The following is a 25338-nucleotide window of genomic DNA, read 5'->3' on the forward strand; positions in this document are numbered from 1 at the left end:
GCAGAAAGGGCCGGGGATAACCCCGGCCCTTTGCTTTTACCATTCGCTCTTGTAGACGGTTCCCCAGAGAAATTCCTGCTGCTCCTGTGTCAGCCCGGAGAGCTCCAGCCATTCCCGCACATGGTCGCTCTTAGTCTCACCCTTCATAGCATCGCCGTTCTCGTCCCTCGTAGTTTCAGCCTCATTGTAGGCCACATGGAACAGTACATACTCCCACGGCTCGACACCCACAGCCTCTGCTTCATCTGCGAGAGTCATCCATTTGGTTGTTATTTTGTACTGTCCGTCGGAATGGTCCTCCAGGGCGCTTTTGTCAGCCAGATCATAGGCCGCTTTGAGTACCTTGTCTCGGGTCTCATCGTCCATGCCCCGGAAGATAGGACTTCCCGCCAGGCCGTCGGCCATGCTGCGGTAGTCGTTGGCCCGCTGGTCCGAGTACGCCTGGTAGGCGCCGCTGCCCAGGTCATCCGCGCCGAAGGTTTCCTCCTTCTCCTTGGGCGGTGCGTACTGGTCCCGGCTTCCAATAAGGTCCCGCGCCCTCTGGGGCAGAGTGTAGTCTGGTTCCTCCTCCACGGCCTTGTTGTAGCGGCTCCGCATGACGCTGTCGATGCTTGCGCCGTCCACGCCCATGCTGTTCATCAAGTCGTCCCTGATGTGTCGGTAGGTGTCCATGTCGCCCTGCTCCAGCGCTCGGTACAAGATGGCGTAATAGCGGCTCTTGTTGCTGGTGTTGGTGATGTTGTAGATAGCCTTTTCCATCTCGTATTGGAGCGGAATATTGTTGGTCTCAACCGCGGCGGTCCGGGCCAGACCCCACATATCTCTCGTCAGGTTGGATACCGGGATACCGAACATCTTTGCTCCGGCGCTCAGCAACTGCTTGATAGCATAGGCGCGGGTTCTTTTGCCGTTCCCGTCCGCGCTGTCGATGGCTGTCCGTCCGGCGGCTATCAAGTCAGAAACAACCTCCATCTCTGTGCGGGATACATCGTAGCCCCGCATGATGGACAGCGCGTCCTTCACAAAGGGGATTTGTCCCAAGGGGTTCATGCCGCTGCCGACGTTACCCTCCATGATGGCGTTCCAGGCTTTCTCCCAAGGGGTCTCCTCCTCGCCGGTGATACCAGTAAAGGCCGTCCGGAACCGCTCCCAGTATTTTTCGTCCTCGTTGTCATCTCGCATCGCGTCAACCAGGCTCTGAGCCAGAGCGTTGACCACATTGGTCACAACCAGGGCGGTGGCGGCCCGGCCCATCGTCTTGATGGCCTTGCCGCGCTTCTGGTTGTTCTGCTCGTAGCGCACCTGGTCATAGGCCCGCATCAGCAGGTTGAGGCTCATAATCGGCTCGCCCATGAAACTGGTCGCCTGCTTCACCACCGCGTTGCTGGAGCGCATGATGTTGGACCGCTGGAGCACGCCGTCTACCACCTGGGTCTGGTCGATGACTTCCGCAAACAGCTTTGCCGTCTGCTGGTAGAACGCCTCGCTGCCCTTGGTGAGCCCCTGGTGCTCCCGTGCCGTGGCCCATTCGCAGGCGTTCCACAGTTTGCTCCAGGTTACGGCGTCCGCCACGCCCGCAGGGGCGGAGAGGACGTCGTTCAGCTTCCGCACGTTCGTCCGGTTGTCGAACAGCGTCTCGGTCATCTGGTAGGGGCTGGAGATGTCAAAACCGCCTGCATCCTTCCGCATAGCGATGGGGGAGTATTGCAGGGCTTTCTTCCATCCGTTGCCCCGTGTAACGCCTCTTGCAAGGCCCCGCGCCATGTCCCGGGGGTCCAGTACCGCCGCCGCCCGGAAGAACGCCGTGGGCTGCTGGATGACCACGCGGATGTTCGCACCCATGGCTGCGCCCTTGAAGCTGCCGATGGCCTTTCCAGCAATGTCCCACATGGGGCTGTCGCCGGGGGCGTTGATGCCGTTCTGGATGTCCTCCATCAGGTTGTGCCAGTATTTTTGACTGCCAGGGCCGCCCACGCGGTCCAGCAGGCCCTTGATGGTCTTTCCGGTGGGGTTGCCCTCTTCGTCCCGGAACTGGTAGTTGAACAAGCGGTTGATGTCCTCCATCGCGCAGAGCCAGGATGCATAGTCCGTCATGTCGGAGGTGTGATTTGCAAAGGTGGTGAAGATGCCCGCCAGGTCCAGGGCATTGCTCGCGCGGGGCATCGTGGTCTTTGCCATGCCGATGTTCTTAATGGAGCGGGTGTTGTTTCCGCCCTTTTCGATGTTGCTGTGCAGGCCCTCCTTGGCCGATTTGATGGGCCAGTAATCGCTCTCGGTGAACTTCTTGTAACCATAGGCTTCCATGCTGGCCTTGTTGCCGTAGTCGGCCAGCACGCTGGCGGTCAGCCCTTGCAGGCCATCTGCAATTTTCACCTGCTCCTGTGTCAGCGTCTCGGTGATGTTCACCAGGTCGCCCTCCGTCAGACGGATGCTGTCCGTGCCGCGCCGGATTTTCGAGGTTTTGATCTCCGGCTGGACCACGCCGCCCTTGAGCAGGTGGTCGCGGGCCTTCTTGCGCTTCGCCAGTTCGTACAACTCCATCACCTGGGCCACGGAAAGGGTCAGCTTTTCACCTCGCTCCGTGGTGAAGGTCTGCGTGGTCGTCTCCAGTTCCTTCACCGTCTCGGGGGCCACGATCTTGCGGACCTCCTCGGCCACATGGTCCACCATGAGCTGCTGTTGGTCCTGCGCGTCCCGCAGCATCCGGTAGACCGCCTTGCCCGCCTCTCCGTAATGGGAGAAGAAGGTGTACGGGGTCTCCAGGTCAATGAGGGCATGGTTGGTGGTCAGGCTGCTCTTGGCCCGGCGGCTGCTGGTCCCGATGGAGATAGCCTGCGCCCAGTCCGCCGTCTTAGCATACTTGACCTTGGACAGGATTTTCCCCGCCGTGTTCACGCTGTGCTCCACTGCCTTGATGACTTGCCACACAGTTGCAAGCTGCTCGGTGTTCATGTCAGCCAGCCGGATGTCGCCCATGGCAAGTACAGCGTCAAAGCTCCCTCGGATGCCTTCTGCGTCGCTGCCCAAGAGCGACGGGTCAATGACCATATCGCCGCCCTCAGAAATGATTTTTCTGTACTCTTCCTTGAGCGCCCGGAACGCCTCGGTACGCTTGGTGGGCGTGCCGGAGCCGTCCTTCACCCGCTTGCCGGTGTTCGGGTCCGTGGTGTAGGCACTCTCCAGGTTGATGCTCTCCAGCATGGCGGCCACGGCCTGCCGCAGGCTCTCGGGGATGTGCTGCTTGTCGCTGGGGCGGAGGAGCTTCTGGGACAGGGCGCTGGTGTGGCGCATGATCTTGGCGCGCAGCTCCCGGGCGCTCCGGCGCTCCCGGCCCGCCGCGTCCTTCTCCCTGTACCGCTGTTTCAGCTTCCCGATCTGCTCCGCCCGCCGCGTCCGCTCCCGCTCCACAGCTTTTGCGGTCCGCTCCCGGTTCTGCTGCCGCAGCTCCGCAAGGCGGGCTGCGTTCTGCTCCTGCGCCTTCTGGACCCGCTCCCGGCCCTTGGCCTTGGCGTCGTCCAGTTTCCGGGCCTGCTGGTCCGCGAAGGTGGCCCGGGTCTGGGGCAGGTCAAAGAACCGCTCCATGATCTCGTTGGCCGCGCCGGTGATGGCCTGCTGCATATAGGGGCCGAAGGGGTTGTATTCCTCCACGTTGTAGATGCCGTCCATGACCTCCGCGATGCGAAGCAGTTGGTCCACAGGGTTGTTCTCCCGCTGTTCGTCGAAAAACTCAGGCCACAGTTCGGACATTTCCTGATACACCTGGTCGATGTTAGTGTGCCCCTTGCGGATGACCATGCGCCCCATCTGGTGCTTGCGCCAGTCTCCATAGTCCGGGATGTCCCTGCTGTCCTCCTCAGAGAGGGACAGGGTGGTGGACCGCAGATACGCCCGCAGGTCGCTGTACTGCTCGTAGGTCTCGTCCACGGCCACAGCGTTGCCCACCAGCTTCTCAGCGATGGCCTCCGCCCGGCGGCGGGCCTCGGTGTAGGTCAGCTCGTCCTTGCCGTCATAGCCGCTTGCAAGGTAGTCGTAAAGGCTCTGGAGGTCCTGGGTGATGTCTCCGGCATCCAGGTCCGCACCATAGGAGCGGATAAGCTCCCGGGCCGCCCGCGACACGGCCTTTTTGTCGGTGGTGACGCGCTTGGTGCGCCGGGTTTGGCCCTGCCAGTAGTCCCGGCTCTCCTGGAGCTTCCCGTTGCGGCGCTGGAGGTCGATATAGTCCTTCATCTGCTCCCGCAGCAGCTCGTTCTCCTCCAGGATTGCAGCGTAGTTCTTGCTGACCGTATCCTCCTTGAGGGAGAACCGCGCCCCCTCAACGCCATTGACCTTGGCAATGCGGTCCGCGTCGTCTCCGGCTTTGTAGGTAAGGACATTTACGCCCCTACCAGAAAGGGCGTCCCGCAGCTCGCCGCTGGCGTCGTCCGGCAGTACAGCGGCCAGGACTTCATCAAAGCCCACCGCCCGCTCCGGCTTTGCCTCGAAGATATTCACCGGCATCTGGGACACGTCAAAGAGAAGGTCGCGGACCTGGGCTGCCAGTTCGTTTCCGATATGGAAGCCGTACTCTCCATTGAATTTGCCCATGATAGCGTCGATGGTGTAAACTTCTCCGTCCGCGATCTCCACCAGCATATTCCCGATGCTGTCCGCCAGATAATAGTCGAAGCTCCCCTTCCCGTTGGGGAATTTCTCGGCAAGAGCCTCAGTAATATCCATCAGGCGGCGGTCCAGTTCATCGTGGATGGCCTTTGTCTGCTCCTCGGTCAGGTTTTGCAGCCGCCCCTCCAGCTTGTGCATATCCGCAATACTCTTGAAGCGCTTGGCGGTCCCGGCCCGCAGGCTCTTGACGCCGTAAAAGCCAGAGACGTTCTTGGTGTTTCCGCCGTTCTGACCCTTCATGGCCTTTACGATGTTTTCCAGGGTAACGGGATAGTGGGTCTGCTTGAAGGTGCGCCGGTTCCCGGCGGGGGTAAAGCGCTCCTTGTTGTTGTAGATGCCGCTGTCCGCCTGGACGCCGGAGTAGAGTTCCCGGACCCACCGCTCATACCCGTCGCGGTCCAGCACGTCATCAATAGCCCGGCGCGTGGCGGCGGCGTCCGTGACCGTCTCATAGACCGGCTCGCCGCCCTGGTCCTGGAGGTATGCCTGTACCTGGCGGATAATGCCGCTCAGCCGGAACGTAGATTTAGTCATGCCGGGGAACGCAGTCTCCAGCTCGTCCCCATATCGGTCCCGCAGCTCTTTCAGCGGGATGTGGCCGATCTCGTCCGGGTCATCCGTCCCCAGGGTTTCGACGATTGCCCGGTACTTTTCTACCCGGTCCTGGCTGTACCCCTTGTCCGCTTCGCGCTGGACCGTGGCCGCAGAAACGTGGTGCCCTGCGTCCTCCAGATAGGCAGCCTTGAGACCGTAGTTATCCATGACCTGACGCAGCAGCCCATCCTCTCCGCCATAGCGGTTCAGAAGGTCCTCCATGTCATAGGTGATGCGATACAGGTCTTGCTTGAACATCTCGTCCACTTTGCCGGACAATTCCCGCAGCCGCCCGGAAATGCGGCGCTCTGCCGCCGGGTCGGCGGCGTACTCCACCTGCGGAAAGGTCGGCGTCCATGCGTCGGCGGAGTAGACGGTGTTCTTGCGGTTTGCTTTGGGGTCGATGCTCCGCTTGTCCATGACCAGCGTAATGTCTCCGAAATTGGTGTGGGGCACGTCAGTCCGGGTAACAGCGATGGAGGGCATGGGGAAGCCGCCCAGCCGAAGGTCGCCCCACAGTTTCTCCTCCGTCAGATTATGCAGGGCAATCAGGTTCTTGGTCTCCTCCACCGGGGCCTTGAGGGAAAACTTAGTCTTGACTTCCGTGCCGTTCTGGGTTACACTCTCACCCATAGAGCGGATGCCATCTCCCACCGAGGCCGAATATGCGCCGTAGGTCTGGAGAAAAGCATTCGCTTTTTCTCTGTCCAGAAGAACAAGTTCTTTCCCGGCTTTGATTTGATTTTGCAGCCACGGGCCGGGGTTGTCCAGACCGTACACGCTGCGGATAGCGTTCACAGGGGTGCGGTCCATGCTTACGTTCCGCTCAATGCCTACCAGAAGGGGCTTTCCATCGCCGTCGATGTCGCCGGTCATAATGCCAATGCGGTCGCCCTGGCGGAAGGAAAACAGCGCGGTCTCCAGGCTGCTGTGCAGGTTTTTCCATACTCTGCGCGGCACATTGTGTTTCCCCTTCGAGGACTTGCGAAAGTCCGAAACCGTAAAGGCCAGGGGGAGCACGTCAAGCCCGGCGATGTTCAGTGCCGCCGGGGTTTCGCCAAAGTAGAACGCATCGCTGGAAGCCATTTTCCCATCGTAGAACATCTTGAGCTGCTGGGCCAGCGTCATTTGAGAGGTTCGTTTGATAGAAAATTTCGTCTCGCCGTCCGTCTGGGCGGCGTTTTTGTTCGTCTCCAGGTTCTCCGCCTGCTTTGCCGCAGCCTCCAGCGCCGCCGTCAGTTTGCCCTCGGCGGTCTGGGCCTGCTTCTTCTCCGCCCCGGTCAGCTTGCGGACGATGGCCCGGATAGCGTCCCGCACCTTCTCCAGCAAGGTGCGGTCATCCCGGTGCTTTTCAATGAAGTCGTCCAGCACCTTCCCGTCGTCAATCATGCGCCCTGCGTAGTCCGCAGCCACTTCGTCCATGGCCTGCTCGTAGGTCAGCTCTACACCCTGGGCGGCGTAGGCGTCAATGCGTCTCTGGATGCCGCTCTGCTCCTCCTGGGCAACAAAGTCCCGGAACGCCCGGTACTCCTTGGGGGCAAGCTCCTGCATCCGATGGGTCATTTCGTGCCCGACAATAGCCATGACCGGGTTGGGGTTGTTTCGTTCCACCAACACCGTGCTGCCGCTGATCTGTGCGTTGGCGGTGCCGCCGCGCACGCTGTCCACGAATTGCACCCGCACGCCCAGAGACTTCGCCACGCCGTTGATCTTGGCCGCCGTCTCTGCGGTGAGGTACACCCTCGTCTCGCCGTTCACATCATTCATGACGCGTCCGCTCTCCACGGCCTGCCGCACAAAGTCGTCGTAGACCAGGCCGCTATCGTTCCCGGCGCTCTTGGCGTAAGGCGCAGCCTGCCGCTCTCTTTGGAGGGAGAGTTCCGCGTCATTCCGCCCGGCAACATAGGCCGCATACTTCTGCGCCGCGCTGAGCTGCGCGCCGTACTCGCTGCGGACCTTGCCCATATCCATGCCGGAAACGCCCGCCTCGTAGTAGGAGGCGAACCCGGCGTAGAAGGTGTCTGCGCTCACGCTCCCGTCGTAGGCCGTCCGCAGCGCCTTGGCCCCACGCTCACCCAGGGATGCCGCAGCGCTCTGGACCCGGCGAATGTCATAAGCCTGGGCTGCCATAGGCCGCTGCTGCACAGGGACGCTCTGGGGCGCAGCAGGGGAGGGAGCGGCTTGCTCCATGTTCGTTTCCACGCTGGACTCCATGGTGGCCGTGTTGCGGCTTGCAAGGGTCTCGACAGCGGTTTTCACAGCCTTGCGGCGCTGCGCCTTGCTCATGTCGTCCGCCAGTGACAGTCCTGCGTCCTGGGCAAGGGTACGCACGGCGCTGGGATTGCCCAGAATGTCGGTGGCTGTGCTGTTGGTCACGCCGCCCTTTCGGGCAGCTTCGTCGGCGGCCCGCAGCAGCAGGTCGTCGCTGTTCTCCTCTGCGTCGATGGCCTGCACGTTGGCCTGGTACAGATGCCCCAGCTCCGCGTTGGTGATGGTTTCTCCGGCGTCGAGCTTCTGCTGGAGCTGCTGGGCCAGCTGATAACTCCGGGTGGAGGGGTCGCTGGCAAGTCCCTCCTGGATGGTGGCGAGTACAACATCATCGCCCATCTCTTGGAAGGTTGCACCAATATCTTCCGCAGATTTTCCTCCGGCGTTCTGGGTGTCCTTCCCCGAGGTCTGCTGATAGACGTTGTATGCGCCTCCAGGCACGTTCAGCGTGCCAAATGACAGCGCGGACGACGCCGCAGTGTCACCCAGTCTGCCCAAAACATCTCCGCTGTCATAGGCCCACTTACCTGTGTCGATCTTGCTGCCGATTTGCGTGCCAGCAATAGTAACACCCTCCTGAGCCACTTCCTGGGCGGTCTCCTTGGCAATATCCACACCCCGGCGGGTAAGTTCCCGCTTTACAGCCCCGATGATGCTATCGTCTGCGCCGATTTTGTCCAGAATTTTGAAGGACTTTGCCAATTCATCCAGCTGGACAAATTCCAGTGCGGCGTTTCCGATGCCAACCCCGGTTGCAATTTTGCTCGCCGTCTCCTCAGAGATGCCGTTGTCCAGCATCTCTTTATAGGCGTGCCCCGCCTCGATCTCAAAGTTTGCCTTGGTGCTGCCCACCTGTAATCCGGCCAGAAAAGCGCCGGGGACTGTAATAACTTCTTCCGGCACCAGCACTTGAGGTCCCGCTTGTCCAGCAATAGCCGCGCCGGTTGCGGCAGTCCCGGCAAGGCCGACGGAGAGGGGGTCTGTCCACTGGCGAACCTGCTGCCCCAAAAGTTCCATACCGCCAGAGAGTGCGCGAGAGAGAAAACCGCCCGCTTCAAAGTTATATTCATCTCCGGCCATTTTCTGTGCATATTCATCTGCCTGGTTTTCCTGGCCGGTCATATCCTTATACAGCTCGCGGCCATAAACTGCATTGTCATACCCGCGCTTAATGCTGCCTATGGTCATGTCATACAGAGTGGCTTTTCTCGGCTTTTCCGTGGGCTTTTGCGATTGAGCCGGTTCTGTCCCAAGCGCTGCCGGTCTGTAATACCTGTTCGGTACGATAGCTTTCGGCGGCGTATATGTCCCAGGGCGCACAGTTTCGCCCCTGCGGCTGGCATCAATAGCCTGCTCCAATCGGCTTTGCCCGGTAGGGTTGGCTTGGGGAGAGGCCCAGGGCACCGGGGAGGGAGCGCGCGAAGTGGCGCGCTCCTCCCGGCTTCCTGTACCCATAGCGTTATTTTTAGGCGTCTGCGTCCGAGGCGGCACAGCCTCTCCGCGCCGGTTCGCATCAATAGCATCGGTCAATCTGCTCATAGTAGCGCCTCCTATCTCAGGTTTGGCAGGAACGGGGGTTTCATCAGTCCTCCCGAAAGACTGTTCTTGTAATTTTGGGCGTTATACCCAGGCATCCAGCCGACGGTCAGCTTTCCGTTTTTCCCGGTATATACATCCACCTTGCCTTGCTCGGCCAGCTGCTGCACCGTCTCAAAGCTGATGGGGCCAAGGCCCAGGGCCAGAACAGAGCTGGTATCCAGATCGTTCAGGGAGTATCCTTCCTCGCCGGTTCCTCCGTCGGTCCCGCTGTCACCCTTGTTCTTCATCCACTCGGCGTAATAGTCCGCCAGCTTTCCGGCCTGGGTCGTGTTGTACCCGGCGGTCAACAGCCAGGCATAGGCGTCGCCCTCGCTGCGGATGCCCGCGTCATACATCCCGGCGTAGACGTCCTTGTTGCCGGTTCCGCCCTTGTTGCCGCCGCCGGAGGAAGAGCTGCTTCCTTTCCGCGTTCCGCTCACAGAGGCGTGCTGTGCCTTGTCGTATGCAGTCTTGAGGTTCTTGATCTCCGCATCCGTATAGCCCAGGGCCTTGTACCCGGAGAAGTCGCCCGCCGCTGCAAGGGTCTGAGCCTTGGCAAGGGCCTGGTTATACTCCTTTTCGCTGGTGTACTGGCTGCGCTCCCAGGCGGTCTCGTCCTCATACCGCTTGTCCGCGATGTCGTCCCGGCCCACCTGATAGTTCCACTCGTTGTTGTAGCGGTTGTCCGAAATCTGGTCTCGATGCACGCCGTAATCGAAATTGCGGTCCGTGTTCCATTGGCCCAGCAGGTCCGCGTACTTGGCATAGTCGCCCTGCTCCAGCGCCATGAGCATTTCCAGATTGGCCCGCTGGGTGTTCCCCTCGTCCATATACATAGAGTAGGCCAGCTGCCGCAGCTCCGGGATTTTATCTGCCAGGGCGGACATATACCCGTCGTAGGTCTGCTGCGCTGCGCTACTCGCATAGCTGCTTGCAAGGCCGCCGGTGCGGGCGCTGACCTGCCCCAGCGTGTCCTGCATAGCCCGCTCTCCGTTGCGGGTGTAGCTCTCCTTGTACTGCTGATAGGTGGGGTCCTTCTCCGGGTCATAGGTGAACGCCTCCCGGTTAAGAATGGCCTCCGTCAGCTCGTCGATTTTCCCTTGGTATTTGCTCGTATAGGTTGGCGCGGAGCCGTAGCTGAACTCCTCCTTCTTGCTCGTCTGGAAGGGGATGTACTGCGAGCCGTCGCCTCCGCCGGAGTAGCCATATTTCCCCCGGATGCTCTCCGCCTGCTTGTGGGCCGCCTCCATGCCCGCCTTGTCTCCGGCGGCATTTGCTTTATTCCAGGAAGAACCGGCTGCGTCAAGTGCGGCTTTGTCCAGGTCCGACATTCCTGCCATAGAGGCGTAGTCGTTCCCGCTGCTGTCCAGCGGTCTATAACCAGAGCTTGTGCCCTTGATGTCCTGAGAAATCCGCTCCTCATCCTTCTTTTTGGTTGCCATGGTGTTACCCCCTTTACGTTGTGCCCTTCTGCTCCAGCGCCGAAACGCGGGCGGCCAGGTGGTTGACATCGTTCCCCAGGCCGGAAAGGCTGCTCTGCACGCCGGACATCGCGCTGCTCAGCGTTGCGACGCGCTCCCCCTGGGAGGAGATGCTTTGCTGCATCGTCTCCTGGTTCTTTTTGATCTGCCCCAGCATAAAGTCCAGGTTCTCTTGCAAGTTCCTGGTGTAGCTGCACAGGGCCTTGACCGTTCCCGCCACATCGTTTCGGTCATAGGACGGCGGGTTTCCCGGTAGTGTCGTTGCCATGCGCTCGCCCCCTCTTAATATTCGCTGCCCACCGTGAAGTCACGGACTAGGCTCTTGATAAGACATGGGCCTTTGCCGGACAGCCGGATGCGGAAGTTGTCGCACCGCACCGGCAGGATGGGGATTTGCAGGGTCTTGGCCCGCTCGTTGTGGGTGGCGAATACCTGCCGGAACGGTCCGTCATCCACGCTGATCTCCGCCTTGAGCCAGGACCCGGCCTCCAGGTCCGCCCGCAGGTACAGCTTGGAGTAGCCCTTCCGTCCGTGGGTGGTCTCGTCCATCTTGCAGAGGGTGGCGCTCCACGGGATGCGCCCCTCCTCGGAATAGTCCTGCCCGGTTTTCATCAGCTTGCCGGTTCCGCCGTCCAGGTAGTACAGCACGCCGTCCAGCAGGGCAAAGTCTGTTGCGTGGGTCCCGTCCTCCCGCAGCCACACGCCCCGCATCGTGTCGAACACATAGAGGTTCCAGTTTCCCTTGCTGTCCCGCATGGAGATGTAGTAGCGCTCTCCGTCTGTCCCGGCCACAGCATCGTCGAAGCGCCTGGTCCCAAAGTTCTCGCTGATAAGCTCCGGCGTTCCGCCGGTGTAGGCGTACACGCCGCTCCGCCCCTTGTAGAACAGGGTCTCATTGATGATGCACAGGCTTTTCTCGCTGCCCTCCTGCACGCCGGGCACGGTATAGGTGTAGATTTCATACTGGGCCGGATAGTTGCCCAGGACCTTATGCACGCAGTCCTCTTTCCAGAAGAGGACCGTGCTGCCGTAGGCTACGCACCCGGTAAAGGCCCCATCCGTACCAACCGCCACGGCGTAGCTGTCCGTGGATAGGCCGTCGTAGACGTAGAAGTTGGTCGGGTCGCCCAGGGCAGAGGCCCAGATCGTGGTCCCCTCCGCACCCCAGATGCGGTTGTCGCACTCGCAGATACAGGTGAGGTCTGGCACCTTCCGCTCCATCAGCACGGTGCCCGCCTCGGCCCCGGCCTTGAAAATATCTTTATCAAAGGTCAGCGTCCGCCCGGACAGGGAGCGGATGATATGGCTGCCGTTGTTGCTGGCATAGGTCGTGCAGCCGGTGATCTCGATTGCATCCCCGGCCTTGAAAACGTCCTTGAACTCCGGGTACTTGTGCAGCAGCGCCTCGTGCATGATATAGGTGATTTGATAGGTCCCGTCGCTCTGCTTGGCGCTGCTCTGGACCACCATGTACTCCTTGGCGGTGTCGCACTTGTGCTGGATAAGGTCCCCGTTTTTCAGCTTGTCCGGCGTGGTCGCAGACCCGCCGCTCATGGTCAGCTTTCCGTTGCCCTTGTCGATGCTGGCCCCGGTGTAGACCGTGATGGAGGTATTTGCCGCCACCCCGGACAGGGTGTAGCTTTCGGTCTCCGCCTGGTCGATATAACTCTGCTCCGGCACGGTCAGAGTGTTGGTGGTAAAGGTGACGTTTCCGGCATATCCGCTGTACTCCGCCGCCAGGTTCCCGAACTTGTCCTCCTTGGTGTCGTAGTACACCTTGTCCGGGAAGATCACGATTTTGGTGTTGATGGTGGCAAACTGCTTTTCTCCGGCGGTGACGGTCCCAACCTTCCGCCCGTCGTATAGAAAGTCCTTTCCGTCCACCACGCACAGCTTCCCCCGGGCATACAGCCCCGTGGGGGCCTGATACTTTCCGGTGCTGGCCCGCCCGTCCCGCTGGCACAGGTAGGGGAACCGTGTGGAGGAGAGGTTCACGCTCTCCTCCAGCTCGCCCTCGCCGCCGCTGTCCTGGTAATTCACACCGCCGAAGGTGACGATCTGCCGGGAGGCTTTTCGGTTGGTCCCGTTCAGATAGGGTAGCTTCATCTCCTCACCTCCAGTCAAAATACATTCTTGTAATAGCCCGCGCCGATGGGCGCATGGCTGCGGTGGTAGGCTTTCTTCCACTCGTCCAGCGCCGTGTTGTAGGCCAGGGCACTGTTGTTGTAGTTGTCCAGCTCCCGCAGGTAGAAGTCGGACTTGCTCATAAGGTACAGGTCATACAGCCCGTCGTAGGGTGCGGGCACCAGCAGCGGCTTGTCCCCGTCCTCCGGGTAGTTCCTGGGGTACTCCGGCAACTCGCTCCACCGGCACGCCTGGCAAGAGGAGCAGTCCATAGCGCGGTCGTAAAAGATTTCCGTGCTGCCGCACACTGGGCATACGCCCGCCGGTCCGTGTAGCCCGCTCCCGCTCGTCAGCCGGTGCCGCAGGATGACCTCCCGATAGAGCTGCCCGTCCAGCTCCAGCAGCCACGCCGCCTTGGTCTCGTCGTCGATGGCATCCGGCCTCGCCCGGTTCACCCGCTCCAGTACCTCGTTGATACTCGGCATCTCGTCCTCACAAACTCCTTTCCGCTCCGTCCGCCTCCCGGCGGACATCCGCTCCAATCCGTTGCTCGTCCTCTCCGGGGCAAGCCCGCTCCGCTGGGCTTTGCCCCGGTAAAATCGTGTCCCCGTCCCCGCCGACCCGAGACCCAGCTTGCGGTCTCGGGTCGGAAAGGGAGTATAGCAGAGCGAGCGAGCCCTGCCGCTGGCGGCGGGGCGAGGGATGCGGAGCTTATACGACCGCGACCCACACGCCGTTGTTCTTCACATACAGCCCGCCGGTTTTGCCCGGTACGCTCTCAATCGTGTAGCAACCATCGCTGCCCGGAGCATCCGATACAACGATAGAAGATTTAAGATTAAAAGCGGGACGCGGGGCGAAGTTCGCGAGGTAGACGTTGTCGTAGTCCACGGTGCCGTCGGAATCGATGACGTACGCGCTGACGCCATCGGAGAACGGGGAGCGCAGGCCCCAGTAGATGGCGGTCGCCGTCTCGTCCAGGTTGGCGATGCACTTGTTATTGTCTGCGAAGTAGGCAAACTTCTTGCCCTCCGTCTGCCAGCCGCTCACTCCCGCCTCTGTGCAGGACAGGGCAAAGCCCTTGCGGTAGATGGTGTGCAGCGTAGCCACACCGTTTCCCTCCGCCACCACGATGGGCACCGGCACGATGCAGTCCCGGATTTCCGGGTCCAGTTTCAGCGGCCAGATACCGTCGCAGAAGTTGTCCAGCGTACACCCGAAGTAGCGGTTTTTGTAACCGTTGCTGTCCGACGCGTTCCAGGCGATTTCGCTAAACGCATCCTTCCGCAGCATGGTGACGCCGGTTCCAGACCCGTAATGGTCGTTATCCAGCTTGATGAACTTCTTCCCCTGGCTGTTCTCATTCAGCTTGACCAGGCTGCCGTTGGCAAGATTGGAAAGTAACTGTCCCATAGCGTTTTGATCTCCTTTCTTGGGCAGCCGTTGGCGGCTCTGCCGCCTTACGGATGCCGCATACCCCTTGCGGGTGGATTGTGGCAGGGGAGCGGGCCGGTTCCGCCCGCCCCCGCCGCCGGACCTCTGCGCAGCCGTCGGCAGCTTTGCTGCCATACGGATGCGGCGTACCCTTTACGGGTGCTGCGCGCGCCAGGCTCGCCTCCAGCCGTGCGCGCATCTCTGTTCTGAGCTGCCTCGTGTCTCCGTGTTTGGCGTGGGCCTCCCAGGAGCCGAAGCACTCCATGATTTTCTCCCGCGTGATCTCACCGGCTGCATACTGCCGCTCCCACAGGCGGATGCGTCGTTTCATCCGCTTGATGGAGGCATACCGCAGCTTTTTGACCACCTTCCCGCTCTTGGTCAGGTAGGTGTGGAACCCGCAGAAGTCGATGCCGTTTTGCAGGGGAAAGATGTTGGTCTTGTTGTTCAGCTCCAGCCCCAGCCTTGCAAACTGTTCCCGGATAAGGGCCAGCGCTCTGCGCGCTGTCTCCATGTCCGGGCAGATCACATACCAGTCGTCCATATACATTCCGGCCAGCGGCAGGCGCAGCACCTCGTTGATGTAGTGCATGATGGAGCAGACGAAGAACACGGCGTAGATGTGGCTGGTCTGGTGGCCCAGGGCCAGCCCATCGCTCACCTCGTCGATGTACCGAAACATCAGCTCCAGGATGCGCCGGTCTTGGAAGCGCTTTGCCAGCGCCGCCTTGAGGCGGTCGTGGCCGATGCTCTGGAAGAAGTGCCGGATGTCGCCCTTGATGACCGCGCCCTCGGCGTAGTCCCACTCCTCCATCGGGCGGTGCGGCAGACCGGCAGCGCGCCGCGCCGCCTCGTCCGCGCCCTTCTTGCGGAGAAAGTGGGTCCTCATGTGCTGCTCCAGCATTTTCAGGCCGAAGTGTACCCCTTTCCCGACCTGTGCGGCGTAGGTGTTCCGCGTCAGACTCCGGGATAGCTCGTCGTACACGACGTAATCCGTAAGTGCGTGCTGCACCACCTTGTCCCGGAATGTTGGGGCCTGGATAAGCCGCTTTTTCGGCTCGTAGATCAGGAACGCATCCAGCGGGTCCGGCTGAAAGGTCCCCTGCAAAAGGGATTTGGAGAGTATCAGCAGCTCCTCGATTGCGCTGTATTCAAAGGCTGCGGTACTCCCTTTGCTCCGCTTGCACCGTCTGGCCCGCACATAGGCGTCCCATAGGGTGTCGAAGGAGCATAGTTCCTCATAGGTCATGGTTGCACATCCTTACTTGGTTTGGATGCGGAGGAGCGCTGGGCATCGCTGATAGCTGGCGGCACCTCCCTCCATAGAGGTGCCCGGGGGCCTTCCCCCGGTGTCGGGTCCGTCAGCGTCGATACCATGTGTTCGTCCTGGCTCGCTGCGTCCTCCATGCAGCTTGCCGCGACAGGATATGGCCTCCTTTGATGATAGGCCTCTGCTTTCCCCCGGGCGGGGTACTTGTACGCGGTGTTCCATCAGAGCGGGACGCGGGGCGAAGTTCGCGTTGTAGACGTTGTTGTTGTTCACGGTGCCGTCGGTATTGATGTTGTACGCGTTGTTGTCATCGGAGTTCGGGGAGCGCAGGCCCCAGTTGATGGCGCGAACAGGCCATACCCTAATGAAAGACAGCAGGGTGCAGGATGGCTTACCGCCGCCCCTGTCCGTACCGTCCTGCATCCGTTTTCATGGCCGCAGCGCGGGCCTTGTCCTTTTCGTACCAGGCCGCGCACATATAGCGCACGGTCATGGATGCCCTGGAAAGGACGCTCGCCTTGTGGGAGTTTATGCCTGGGTACTGGTCGCTCTCCTTCATGCGGATAATTTTCCGCTCCAGCTTTTTGCACTCTCGCAGTGCCTTTCTCTGGAGCATAAGCCGGTCCCTCGGCGCTTCCCGAAGGTCGATAAGGTTCGCTTCCTCAATGTCTCCGCAGATACTCTCTGCGGTGTTCATCAGGCCGGTGCCGGTGGTGTAGCGGTACTTCTTGGGGATGACCTTTTCATTGGCGCACGCGTCGCAGATCGTCAGCCAGAGGTCCGCCGCCTTATTGCCCAGGATGAACTCCTTTTCTTCCTGTTTCGTGGGCTTACGGTCCATGCGGGCACCTTCTTCCTCTGATCTCCTCCAGGAGACCGCAGTTGCCCTCCACGTCCAGCGTCAGGTCCCGGTGCATCCGCACCGTCACCGGCTCGCCGGTGGGGGAGGTCCCCATGAACACCACGCAATCCGCCGTCCCGCAGTTCCGGCACGGCTGCTCCAGCTCTGCCAGCAGGTTCGCCACCAGGCAAGACGCCTCCGCGCAGCTCTTACAGGCTACTCGTTCCATCAGCTGCCTCCGGCCCCTGGGCCTTGTCCGCGCTCTGTACGCTATTAAGCTGTCCCTGGAGCGTGGTGAGCTTGTCGTTGAGGCTTGCAAGCGCGTCCTGGGCGCTTTCTTTCTCGCTGGTCTCCTTGGCAAGCGCAGCCTCCAGCGTTGCCACCTGAGAAGCCAAAGCGGCCACGTCGCCGCTCTGGTCCTCCCGGACCAATTTCAGCCCGTGGGTCGCAATGCGGAAGGGGCCGGTGTGGGTCTGCACCACCTCGCCCTTCTCATTCAGCACTTCGATGGGACCGGCGCACAGCGCGTCCAGGGCAGTGCCGGTGATGCCGCCGGGCAGCTCCACCACCACGGCCTGCCTGGGCAGGCCGCCGATGCGCTCCGTGGTCACAGTAAAGCCGCTGTCCTCCACGGTGTATTTTCCTGCTCTAATCATGGTTGGTTCCTCCCTTACCCGATGTTGATGTAGATGTCGCCGTTGGCCCCAAGGCCGGATGCCGGAGCGCCGCCGCCGAAGTAGATGTTGCGGAAGCCCTTGGTGCTGCCGCTGGTGGGGGACACGCCCCCCACGGTCCCGGTGAAGGTCCCGCCGCTCTTGGGCATCTTGGTGTCCGCATAGGCGAAGATGTCCCGGGCCTTGCCCGTGGGGTCGTAGGTGGCCTTGTGCATATCGCCCGGGTTCACCGCGTCCGCTCCCTTGGGGATGCCGAAGTCAAAAATGGGGGCCGCATCCGGGCTGCCCACCCGCCGCGTCACCGTGGCCTTGCTACCAGCTGCCAGGGTTTCGGTGTTCCCCACCTGGATATTGGGGGTTCTGCCGTCTGCGCCCGCAGGCCCCTGCTTGCCGGTCGCGCCCGGGTCCCCTTTGGGGCCGGGGTCGCCCTGGGGTCCCGGCTCACCCTGGATGCCCTGCTTGCCGGTAGCACCGGGGATGCCCTGCGGGCCCTGGGGGCCGTCCTTGCCCTGGGGTCCCTGGGGACCCACAACTTGGCCGAGATCAAAAGTAGGCATAAGTTTTTCCTCCTTCCGTCAGATGTCCAGGCACAAATGCCCTTCTAGATTGATGTAGTAATTGGGTCTCTGATCTCCCGTATAGGAGCAGAGCAGATGCCCGTCCTCAGACACGTTAAACGTGACCATGCCAGAGGTCTGTACTGCCACGCCGTCGATGCCGCGCGGCCCCGGCGGGCCTTGGATGCCCTGAGGACCGCGCGCTCCATCTGCGCCGTGTGGCCCTGTCTCGCCCTGGATGCCCTGCAAGCCTCTGGGTCCCTGGATGCCCGGGACGCCGCGCTCTCCAGTCAGGCCCCGCTCGCCCTGGATGCCCTGCTTGCCGGTTAACCCCTGCGGCCCGGTAGCACCCTGGTCGCCCTGGTCGCCCTTCTTTGCGATAAGCAGCCAGTATGCGCCCTCCACGCCGCCTCCGTCCGCTGTGTCAACCGACGGGTCGATGCCCGCGTTGGTCTGTTTGCAGATGTAGGAGCTACCCAGCCTGGAGACCTTCTGGAGCGGGAGGTAGGTCTTTGCTCCGCCCCAGGGTTCCCATACCTTCACGGCGGCCTCCGCCTGCTCCAGCGCGTCGATGGCGTTGCTCACCAGCTCAGAGACCTGGGGTACAATTTTGTCGATTTCTACCTGGAGCTGCTGCGCCTGGGTGGGCGTCGGCTCCTTGGGTGTGTTGTAGGTGTCGTTTCCCTTCACCAGCAGGTAGTCCGTCACCGTGATGGACACGGCAGAGGGTTCCGCTTCCTTGTAGCCCTCAATGGTGAAGCTGCACCAGCCAGGGAGGGACAGCGGCTCTGCCGGGATGGGCGTGTCAAACACGAGCGGGTCCTTTTTTGCCACCAGGTCCTCCACGCTGTTGTAGAGGACCACAGCCACAGGCTTTTCGCCCATGGGGTCCCGCCAGATGATGCGCTTGCTGTACTGCTCCCAGTCTGCGCTCATGGTGATGTGCAGCTTGGTCGCGTTGGCTTCTCCCTGCACCCCGGCGTTTTTGTTGTCCTTCTTGACAAATTCACCGTTGACATTGATGTTGATGGTTCTGTCCATTTCCGTTCCCTCCTTTCTTCCTGTATGAAAACGGCGCAGCGGGGCCGGGAAGGGAGGAAAAGGTCCCGTCCGAACCTCGCTGCGCCGTGTCGCAGCCGCCTGGGTATTCGCGGTAGGTATGCGGTTGTCCCAGAGCCGGAGCATCAGACGCCCCGGGCCTTGGCCTTCTCTGCGTAGCGGTTGCTCTCCTGGTCAATGAGGTTCGCGGTGGCAGTGTCCTGGTTCATGCTCTGCTCCAGGACTTCGGCAAACATCCGCTTGACCTCTACCGTCTCGCCCCGCTTGATCTGGACCCGCTCGCCGTTCACGGCCACAAAAACGTCGTCCTTGTACTTGCCGTTGTCCTTGAACAGGCGAATGGGCACCATATCGTCGTAGGGGTCATGGGCAGGAGCGGCTTCCTTCGCAACCGTGTCATCATTCTGGGCGGTTTCTTTGGCGGCCTTGATCTCCGCCGCCGCTTCCGCCTTTGCGTCGGCCACGATTGCAGCGGCCTTTGCTCGGGCCTCCTCCAGGATTTTCTCCGCCTCGGCAGCGGCATCCACCTGGGGGGCTTCATCCTGCATCTCCTCTGCGGGCTTCTTTTTCTCAGCCATGGTCAATACCTCCTTCATGGTGTGGGGCCGCCTGCCGCAGCGGGCGGCCCCGGTGGTTTATCAGGCTGCACCGTTGAAGGTGGAGGTGGTCTCAATGCGGACCATGTAAGGCTCCACCAGGCGCTCGGCAACCTTGGTCGCTTTCCAACCAGCGGTCGCGCGCTGGTTCAGGGGGTCGGCAGTACCAGCGCTGCCCAGCTGCTTGACGATGTGCTGGAGGCCGCCGCCGGTGATCTCCGTCACGCCGTAGGCATCCGCACCCAGAATGAGGGTGGAGTACACATCCCGCTTGCTGGCCTGGGGGCTGCCCTCGTTCCCGGCGGCATCCTTGCCCGCCTTTTCCCATACCTTGGCCTCGCTGGTCTCCACGAAGCGGACGCCCTCAATGCGCCCGATCTCGCCCTCGTAGATGCCGTCGGGGTCGGAGTAGGTCTTGACGTTCACCCACTTGGGGTCGGACATCAGATCGTAGGAACAGTCGGGGTGGATGATACCGGCGTAGTAGCCGTTGATCTTGGGAGCGTTCATCACCTTGAGGAACCGTACCGCCTTGCGAACCGCGTCCACGGTCAGGTAGTGGTTCTTGGTCAGGTCGGTGGTGGCACCGCCCACCAGCTCAGCCCGGGCCTTGACCTGGCCCTCGGCGTACTGGACATTGGTGCCGCCGTTCAGTACCTCGCGGGTGATGGTGTCCAGGGTCCGGCCCGCCTGGCTGCCCAGCAGCTTGGTGGCCTGCACCAGGTTGTTGTCAATGGCAGTCAGCAGCAGGATGTCGGACAGCTCCACGAAGCCGCCGTACTGCTTCACCTCGGCAGTAATGGTGCTCATGCTGAGCTTCTGGCCGTCGGGGGTCACGCCCTCGGTCAGGGGGGTGAGCGCCTTGGGCAGGGGGTCGTACTTGCGGAACTCAATGGTCTTGCCGCCGTTCTTGGGGATGGGGTGCTTCTGGGCGAACTGGTCATGCACCAGTTCCGGCTCCGCCATATCAATGAGATAGTCGGAGTAGAAGGTTTTCATCTCGTCGGACAGCCCGCCGTCGCCGGTCACGTTGGTGTTGCCGTCGAACAGGTTCAGCACCACGGGCAGCAGCAGGAACTTGTCCGCGCTCTTGGTCTTAAACATAAGTCTATTCTCCTTTCCCATGCGGGAGGGGGAGAGCCGTTACAGATTGATGGTTTCCCCTCGCGCAACTCTGCGGGCGACCTCGGCCCGGTCCTTCTTGGACCACTTGCTGGGGTCGTCCTTCACGGTAAATGCGCTCTGGGCAGAAGTGCCGTTCTCCTGGGGCCTCGCTCCCTTGGCGCGGATGCCAGCCACCACCTGCTTCTCGGTGGCCTGGGCCTGCATCTGGGCCACGCCCGCCTTGATCTCCTCCATGTGGATGACCTCATAGGCGTGCTGGACGGGAACGCCAGCTTTCAGCATAGAGAGGAACCGCTGGTCCTTGACCTCTGCATTAAGGTCAAAGCTGGGGTACAGGCTCTTGACCTGCTCCGCCTCGCCATACCATCTCTGGAGCTGCCGCTGCGCCGCCTCCTCGCCCTGGCGCATCCGCTGGGCCTTGAGGAGTGCTGCGTTGTCCCGCTGGAGTTTCTGAAACTGCTTGTACTGCTCCACGCTCATGCCTGCTTCTTCCGCAGCCTCGGACCAGTACGCATCGTCATTCTCAACGGCGGCGGTCAGCTTGTCGATGTCGCCGTCCCCGATGTGATAGCGCTGCATCAGCATATCCACGAGGGGCTGATAGCTGCCCACCTGCTGCTCCAGGTTTTGGGTCTCCCGGAACCGCCGATTGATGATGCGCTGGGTCTCCTCGGTGTAGATGTCCTTGTACTCGCCGTTCACAAGGTCAAGAAACGCCTTTCTTCTGCTTTCCAGCGTATCGGACGTGGTTTGCACGCCCGGCTTGTTGTCACTCCCGGCGTCGGAGGACTGCGCTTGCCCGTTCTGTCCGCCGGTGTCACCAGCCGCCGCCGGTGCCGCCTGCTTGCCGAACAGGACATTTTGGAACTCGCCCGATTTTCCCCGGCGGGTGCTACCGGGGGATGCCTGGGAACCGCCCTGGGTGCCGTCACCAGCCTGGGATGCAGGGGCCGCCGCCCCAGCGCCCGCTCCGCCAGCAGCAGCGCCGCCGTCGAACAGGTCCAGCCGGATGTCCAGCAAATGAATGTCTCTCATAGGATTGCCTCCTTCTTCGTCGCGGGTGTCTCGCCCCCGTGCATCGGTCCTGGTACTTCACCAGGGCAGCGGCAGAACGTATGCCTCTGGCCGCTGCCCCCGTAGGTGAAGCAGGAGGACAGCATAAGCGTACCAAACGCTTTTCACGATTGCGCCCCGAAAACAGAAAAAATTTTTTTATTCCTCCAGATACTCCACGCAGATGCAGTCCGGGTACTTGGCCTCGATCTGTTTCAGACCGATAACCGCCGCGTCAAACGCCCCGCCAGCGGCAGAGTCACCGTTGAAGTGAAAGGCCACTCTGCCGCTCTCCATGGTCTGGTCATAGGCAAGCGTGGAACCGCCCTCTGTGTTTTTGATATAGCCGCCCAGGGCGTAGAGGATGCCGGAGATGGCGGCGCACACCTCCGGGTGGCCCGTGGCGTGCCCATTGGCAAACAGCGTGTAGCGCGTTCCGTCCCGCTCGGCATAAACCGTTGTCATGGTGTGCCTCCTCTCAGCTCTGCGGCGCTGCGGCGCTGCTCTTGGCGTTCATGTTGGGGGTGCTGCGGGCCGCAAGCCTGGTCCCGTAGTCCGTCATGGGTGTTTGCGCCTGCATGATGCCGCTTGCAAGCCCGCTCCCGCCGCCTGCCGTTCCTGCGGGCGGCTGCTTCCCGCCTGCGCTCTGCCCGCCGTCCTGTGGCGCTGCGATGCCCATGTCCTTCCCGGTGAGCGACTGGATGATGAAAGCCATCTGGTCAAGCTGCTGGGACATCTGCTGGCAGATGTTGAGGAGCGTCTGGCCCTGCTGCACCTGTTCTAGGACCTTCTCCTTGCCCTCAAACTCCATCATCTCCAGCGCGCCCATGGCCTCCTGTGCCCGCTCCGGGTTGAAGAAGCCCAGCCCGTACAGTTCCTTGGCCCGCTCGTTCTGTTCCATGCGGGAGAAGGGGTTCTTTTTCTGCGCCTTGATTTTCAGGTCGAATACAGGCCGCCGGAAGATCGTGTTTCCATAGCTGTCCTGGCCCATCGGCTGCTCCCGCAGTCCTGCGTTGTTCATGTCCACGAACCGATAACTTCCCGGCGTCGTGCCGGTGATGCGGAAGGACCGCACCTCGTCGTAGAACTGCCTCATGCGCTCAATGGACATGGAGTTGATTTTGGCGTCCGCCCGGTAGCTGGCGGAGATCATGTCCCGGCTGGTCTTGTTGCCCGCCTCCTGGAGGGCAGCGATGGCCGCAGCAGCAGTCACGCCGGACCCTGCGCTGCCGCTGTTCACGTCCCGGTTGCTGGAGGTGTCCTTCATCTCTTCGATTTTCAGCTGTGCCACCTGCACATAGATGTCGGAGAGGGGCTGGGTGACGATCTCTTTCAGCCGCCTGTCGTCCAGCTCGCCCTCCACATGGACGACGGGCTTGCTCCAGTCCAGGAACTCCTCCTCGTTGATGCCCGTGTTGTTGGAGGCGAAGTACCGCCGCTTGGTGGCCTGCATCGCATTCTCCAGGATGTTCCCGAACAGCTTGTCGATGTAGAGCTGCGGGTCCTTGCAGACCGCCACATAGCCGAAGCCCACCGGCGTGCCCTTCTCCGGGAACAGCACGTCGAACACCACCGGGTACATTCCGTCGTCATACCAGCCCCGCTCCCGGTATTCCGGCTCGTTCTCACTGGCAAACAGCAGGGTGTCGCCTACGAATTTCGCATAGTGCAGCAGCGTCCGGCCAGAGGGGGAGGTGGTCTTGTAGTACCAGTCCACCACCACGCTCTTGCCTGTGATGTCCACGGTGTCGTCGTAGATATACTGCTTCACGTCGATGACGCTGCCGCCCAGGTGCCCTCTGTGCTCCGGGTACTGCTGCTCCAGCAGGTCCTCGTCCACCAGGTCCACGATAAACAGGTTGCGGGACTTCTGAATGTCGGTGATGCCGGGTTCCCAGAAGATTTTCAGCAGGTCGATGGAGCGGATGTCGATGTCGCCCAGGCCGTTGTCCTTGGCGCTGTTCCAGAACACGCCGTAGACCGCCGTTCCGTGTTTCAGCTTCTCCCACCAGTTGTCGGAGTAGGTCTGCTCGAACTCGTTGTACTCCAGCACCACCGGCAGGATGGAGGAGAGGGTCTTTGCGCTCTCCTCGTCGCTGCGCTCCCTGGGCAGCACCACCGGCTCCGGGTAGTTGTCCATGGCGTCGGCGTGCTTGTTGGTGATGGAGTTGAACAGCCAGGCAGACGTCGGCTCCGCCCCTCTGCCCGCGATCTGCCGGGCCTTGCTGCCGTCCTTGCGCCCGATGGCTTCCCAGTGGCGCAGCTCCCACCACAGCTCGTCCTCTACAATGCGGGTCTCCAGGTTGGCCTTGCCCTGCTTGTATCGGGTCAGAATGTCGATGGCCTTTGCCACCTCCTCCTTGCCGATGCGCTTTGTGCCCTCCGGCTGAGACAGCAGCATCGCAGCCATCTCCGGCGGCATGGTCTCGTCCCGCTGCACACCGGGCAGGCCGTCGGGCTTCACGCCGGGGACTGCCTCCTCTTTCCGTCCGAATAGTGCCATAATCAATACCTCCTGTAAAAGTCGTATCTGTCGTAGGTCTGTTGCTGCTCCTGGAGGTCCAGAGGGTCATACACCACCAGCGGCAGCGCTTTCCTGGGCCTGGGGGAGATGGGGTTCTTCATGCAGACATACCGCAGCTCGTCGTAGATGTGGTCCTCACCGTCGGTGTCGATGTCCTCCACGTTCTTCTCGTCGTACACCAGGTTGGGCACCGTGCGGATGAAGTGCTTGCAGGTAGAGAACACATAGAGCATAGGCCAGCCCTCCTCGTCAAAGGCCAGCCGGTGATGCACCTGCATCTTTCCGTCGATGCGGGCATGGTCGCCCCGCTCGAAGTAGACCCGCTCCCGCTCCATCAGCGCCCCGATGCTCTCCGTGCCGTCGCTGCCCCAGATCGCCGGGTCCCCCACGCGGTTGATGCGCTTGCCCTTGAGGTTGGGGTCCTCGGCCTCGATGCGGCGTATCTCCCGGGCCACCTCCGCCGGTTCCATCTTGACGCCGGTGTTGGGCGCGCCTGTGCAGCCGTAATACTCCCGGATGCGGTAGAGCCGCCGGTCGTGGTCCACAGCATACCAGCCCACCGAGAAGGGCCTGGAGTAGCCCCAGTCCAACCCGCACCAAATCGTCCAGCTATCCGGGACCTTGAAGGGGGAGATGACGTGGGTGTTGATGCGGTCGGCGTAGTGCTCGCTGTCGTTGCGCCACTCTGTAAAGACCTGGCCGGAGAAGGTGTCCCAGTTGCCATACAGCAGGGCGTTGCGCTCCTGCTCCGGCATAGAGGCCAGCCGGGTGATGTAGTCCGGGTCGTTCTCCAGCAGGATTTTATTGTCAAACACAGAGGAGGGGACGAAGATGCGGGACTTCCACCGCGTTTCCTCGCGCCCGTCCGGGTATCTGACCTTCACCTGCTCCCAGATCGTCTCCATGGGTTTGCCCGCCGTGATGAACCGCTCCTTGACCCACCCGTGGCCCACGCCCCCGGGGTTGGCCTGCGCCCGCATATAGCAGCGGGTCCCCGGCCCGTTGGGGCGGTTCCGGGAGAACAGGTAGCTGTACTCGTCCCACAGAAATTGCGTCAGCTCGTCAAAGTCGATGAAGTCATAGCGCTTGCCCTGGTAATTCACCCTGTCCTTGGTATGCTGCATGGACCCGAAGTAGATTTTCGCGCCGCTGGGGAAGGTCCAGACGTGCTTGCTCTCGTTGAACTTGGCCTTTTTGTATGCGCGCCGGTATATCTCCGTCGAGCGGTCCATCAGCTCCGTGAGCTGCGGGTAGGTCTTGCGCAGGATAAGGCCCCGGTAGTACGGTATCTCCACCTGGCGCAGAGCCTCGGCCAGGGCGCAGTCCGATTTCCCGCCGCCAGCCGCGCCCCCATACAGGGCCTCGTCCTCGAACCGGGCCATGAGCGCAGCCTGGCGCGGCTGCGGTCTCCATACCACGTTAGCCATCCCCAGCGCCTCCTCCTGCGTCCGGCGGTCCGGGGTTGTGCATAACAGGGGAGAGCAGGACCACGCCGCTGCCC

19 protein-coding genes are annotated in these 25338 nt (G+C 61.7%); all 19 read right to left on the reverse strand.

From position 1 onward, the window contains the following. Window positions 1-36 precede the first annotated feature (36 nt). The gene (locus tag ACLTXB_RS11360; RefSeq protein WP_428227057.1) at window positions 37-8709 is read right to left on the reverse strand and encodes a hypothetical protein; all 8673 of its coding nucleotides are present in this window, start codon (window positions 8707-8709) and stop codon (window positions 37-39) included. A 362-nt stretch (window positions 8710-9071) separates the two neighbouring features. Continuing rightward, window positions 9072-10541 (reverse strand): hypothetical protein, encoded by a 1470-nt coding sequence (locus ACLTXB_RS11365; RefSeq protein ID WP_428227058.1) that lies wholly within the window; start codon window positions 10539-10541, stop codon window positions 9072-9074. A 13-nt stretch (window positions 10542-10554) separates the two neighbouring features. Further along, window positions 10555-10848 (reverse strand): hypothetical protein, encoded by a 294-nt coding sequence (locus ACLTXB_RS11370; protein WP_428227059.1) that lies wholly within the window; start codon window positions 10846-10848, stop codon window positions 10555-10557. A 14-nt stretch (window positions 10849-10862) separates the two neighbouring features. After that, on the reverse strand, window positions 10863-12686 hold the full coding sequence (locus ACLTXB_RS11375) for a hypothetical protein (protein WP_428227060.1): 1824 nt from the start codon (window positions 12684-12686) through the stop codon (window positions 10863-10865). Between the two features lie 14 nt (window positions 12687-12700). Then, on the reverse strand, window positions 12701-13189 hold the full coding sequence (locus tag ACLTXB_RS11380; RefSeq protein ID WP_428227061.1) for a hypothetical protein: 489 nt from the start codon (window positions 13187-13189) through the stop codon (window positions 12701-12703). A gap of 226 nt (window positions 13190-13415) precedes the next feature. Then, complete coding sequence (locus tag ACLTXB_RS11385; protein ID WP_428227062.1) at window positions 13416-14117, reverse strand: DUF6273 domain-containing protein; 702 nt, start codon at window positions 14115-14117, stop codon at window positions 13416-13418. After that, window positions 14065-15387 (reverse strand): reverse transcriptase domain-containing protein, encoded by a 1323-nt coding sequence (locus ACLTXB_RS11390; RefSeq protein WP_428227063.1) that lies wholly within the window; start codon window positions 15385-15387, stop codon window positions 14065-14067. Before ACLTXB_RS11390 ends, ACLTXB_RS11385 begins: the two co-directional genes overlap by 53 nt. A gap of 12 nt (window positions 15388-15399) precedes the next feature. Further along, window positions 15400-15831, reverse strand: coding sequence for a DUF6273 domain-containing protein (locus tag ACLTXB_RS11395; RefSeq protein WP_428227064.1), 432 nt, complete (start codon window positions 15829-15831; stop codon window positions 15400-15402). Continuing rightward, window positions 15800-16249 carry a hypothetical protein gene (locus tag ACLTXB_RS11400; RefSeq protein ID WP_428227065.1) on the reverse strand — a complete coding sequence of 150 codons (450 nt, stop codon included), beginning with the start codon at window positions 16247-16249 and terminating at the stop codon, window positions 15800-15802. Before ACLTXB_RS11400 ends, ACLTXB_RS11395 begins: the two co-directional genes overlap by 32 nt. Continuing rightward, the gene (locus ACLTXB_RS11405; RefSeq protein ID WP_428227066.1) at window positions 16239-16478 is read right to left on the reverse strand and encodes a hypothetical protein; all 240 of its coding nucleotides are present in this window, start codon (window positions 16476-16478) and stop codon (window positions 16239-16241) included. Before ACLTXB_RS11405 ends, ACLTXB_RS11400 begins: the two co-directional genes overlap by 11 nt. Continuing rightward, window positions 16459-16905 (reverse strand): hypothetical protein, encoded by a 447-nt coding sequence (locus tag ACLTXB_RS11410; protein ID WP_428227067.1) that lies wholly within the window; start codon window positions 16903-16905, stop codon window positions 16459-16461. The genes ACLTXB_RS11405 and ACLTXB_RS11410 overlap by 20 nt, the downstream gene beginning before the upstream one ends. Window positions 16906-16919: 14 nt before the next feature. Continuing rightward, complete coding sequence (locus ACLTXB_RS11415; RefSeq protein WP_428227068.1) at window positions 16920-17480, reverse strand: hypothetical protein; 561 nt, start codon at window positions 17478-17480, stop codon at window positions 16920-16922. 18 nt (window positions 17481-17498) lie between these two features. Continuing rightward, window positions 17499-18521, reverse strand: a complete 1023-nt coding sequence (locus ACLTXB_RS11420) for a hypothetical protein (RefSeq protein ID WP_428227069.1) — start codon at window positions 18519-18521, stop codon at window positions 17499-17501. 143 nt (window positions 18522-18664) lie between these two features. Beyond that, complete coding sequence (locus ACLTXB_RS11425) at window positions 18665-19117, reverse strand: hypothetical protein (protein ID WP_428227070.1); 453 nt, start codon at window positions 19115-19117, stop codon at window positions 18665-18667. 60 nt (window positions 19118-19177) lie between these two features. Continuing rightward, window positions 19178-20239, reverse strand: a complete 1062-nt coding sequence (locus tag ACLTXB_RS11430; protein ID WP_428227071.1) for a N4-gp56 family major capsid protein — start codon at window positions 20237-20239, stop codon at window positions 19178-19180. A 39-nt stretch (window positions 20240-20278) separates the two neighbouring features. Further along, the gene (locus ACLTXB_RS11435; RefSeq protein ID WP_428227072.1) at window positions 20279-21295 is read right to left on the reverse strand and encodes a hypothetical protein; all 1017 of its coding nucleotides are present in this window, start codon (window positions 21293-21295) and stop codon (window positions 20279-20281) included. Window positions 21296-21472: 177 nt separating this feature from the next. After that, a complete protein-coding gene (locus tag ACLTXB_RS11440) occupies window positions 21473-21778 on the reverse strand; it encodes a ribosomal-processing cysteine protease Prp (protein WP_428227073.1) in 306 nt (101 codons plus the stop codon). 13 nt (window positions 21779-21791) lie between these two features. Then, a complete protein-coding gene (locus tag ACLTXB_RS11445; protein WP_428227074.1) occupies window positions 21792-23816 on the reverse strand; it encodes a portal protein in 2025 nt (674 codons plus the stop codon). A 2-nt stretch (window positions 23817-23818) separates the two neighbouring features. Beyond that, complete coding sequence (locus ACLTXB_RS11450) at window positions 23819-25264, reverse strand: terminase large subunit domain-containing protein (protein WP_428227075.1); 1446 nt, start codon at window positions 25262-25264, stop codon at window positions 23819-23821. Window positions 25265-25338: the final 74 nt, after the last annotated feature.

It is taken from the genome of Flintibacter sp., from assembly GCF_046973065.1.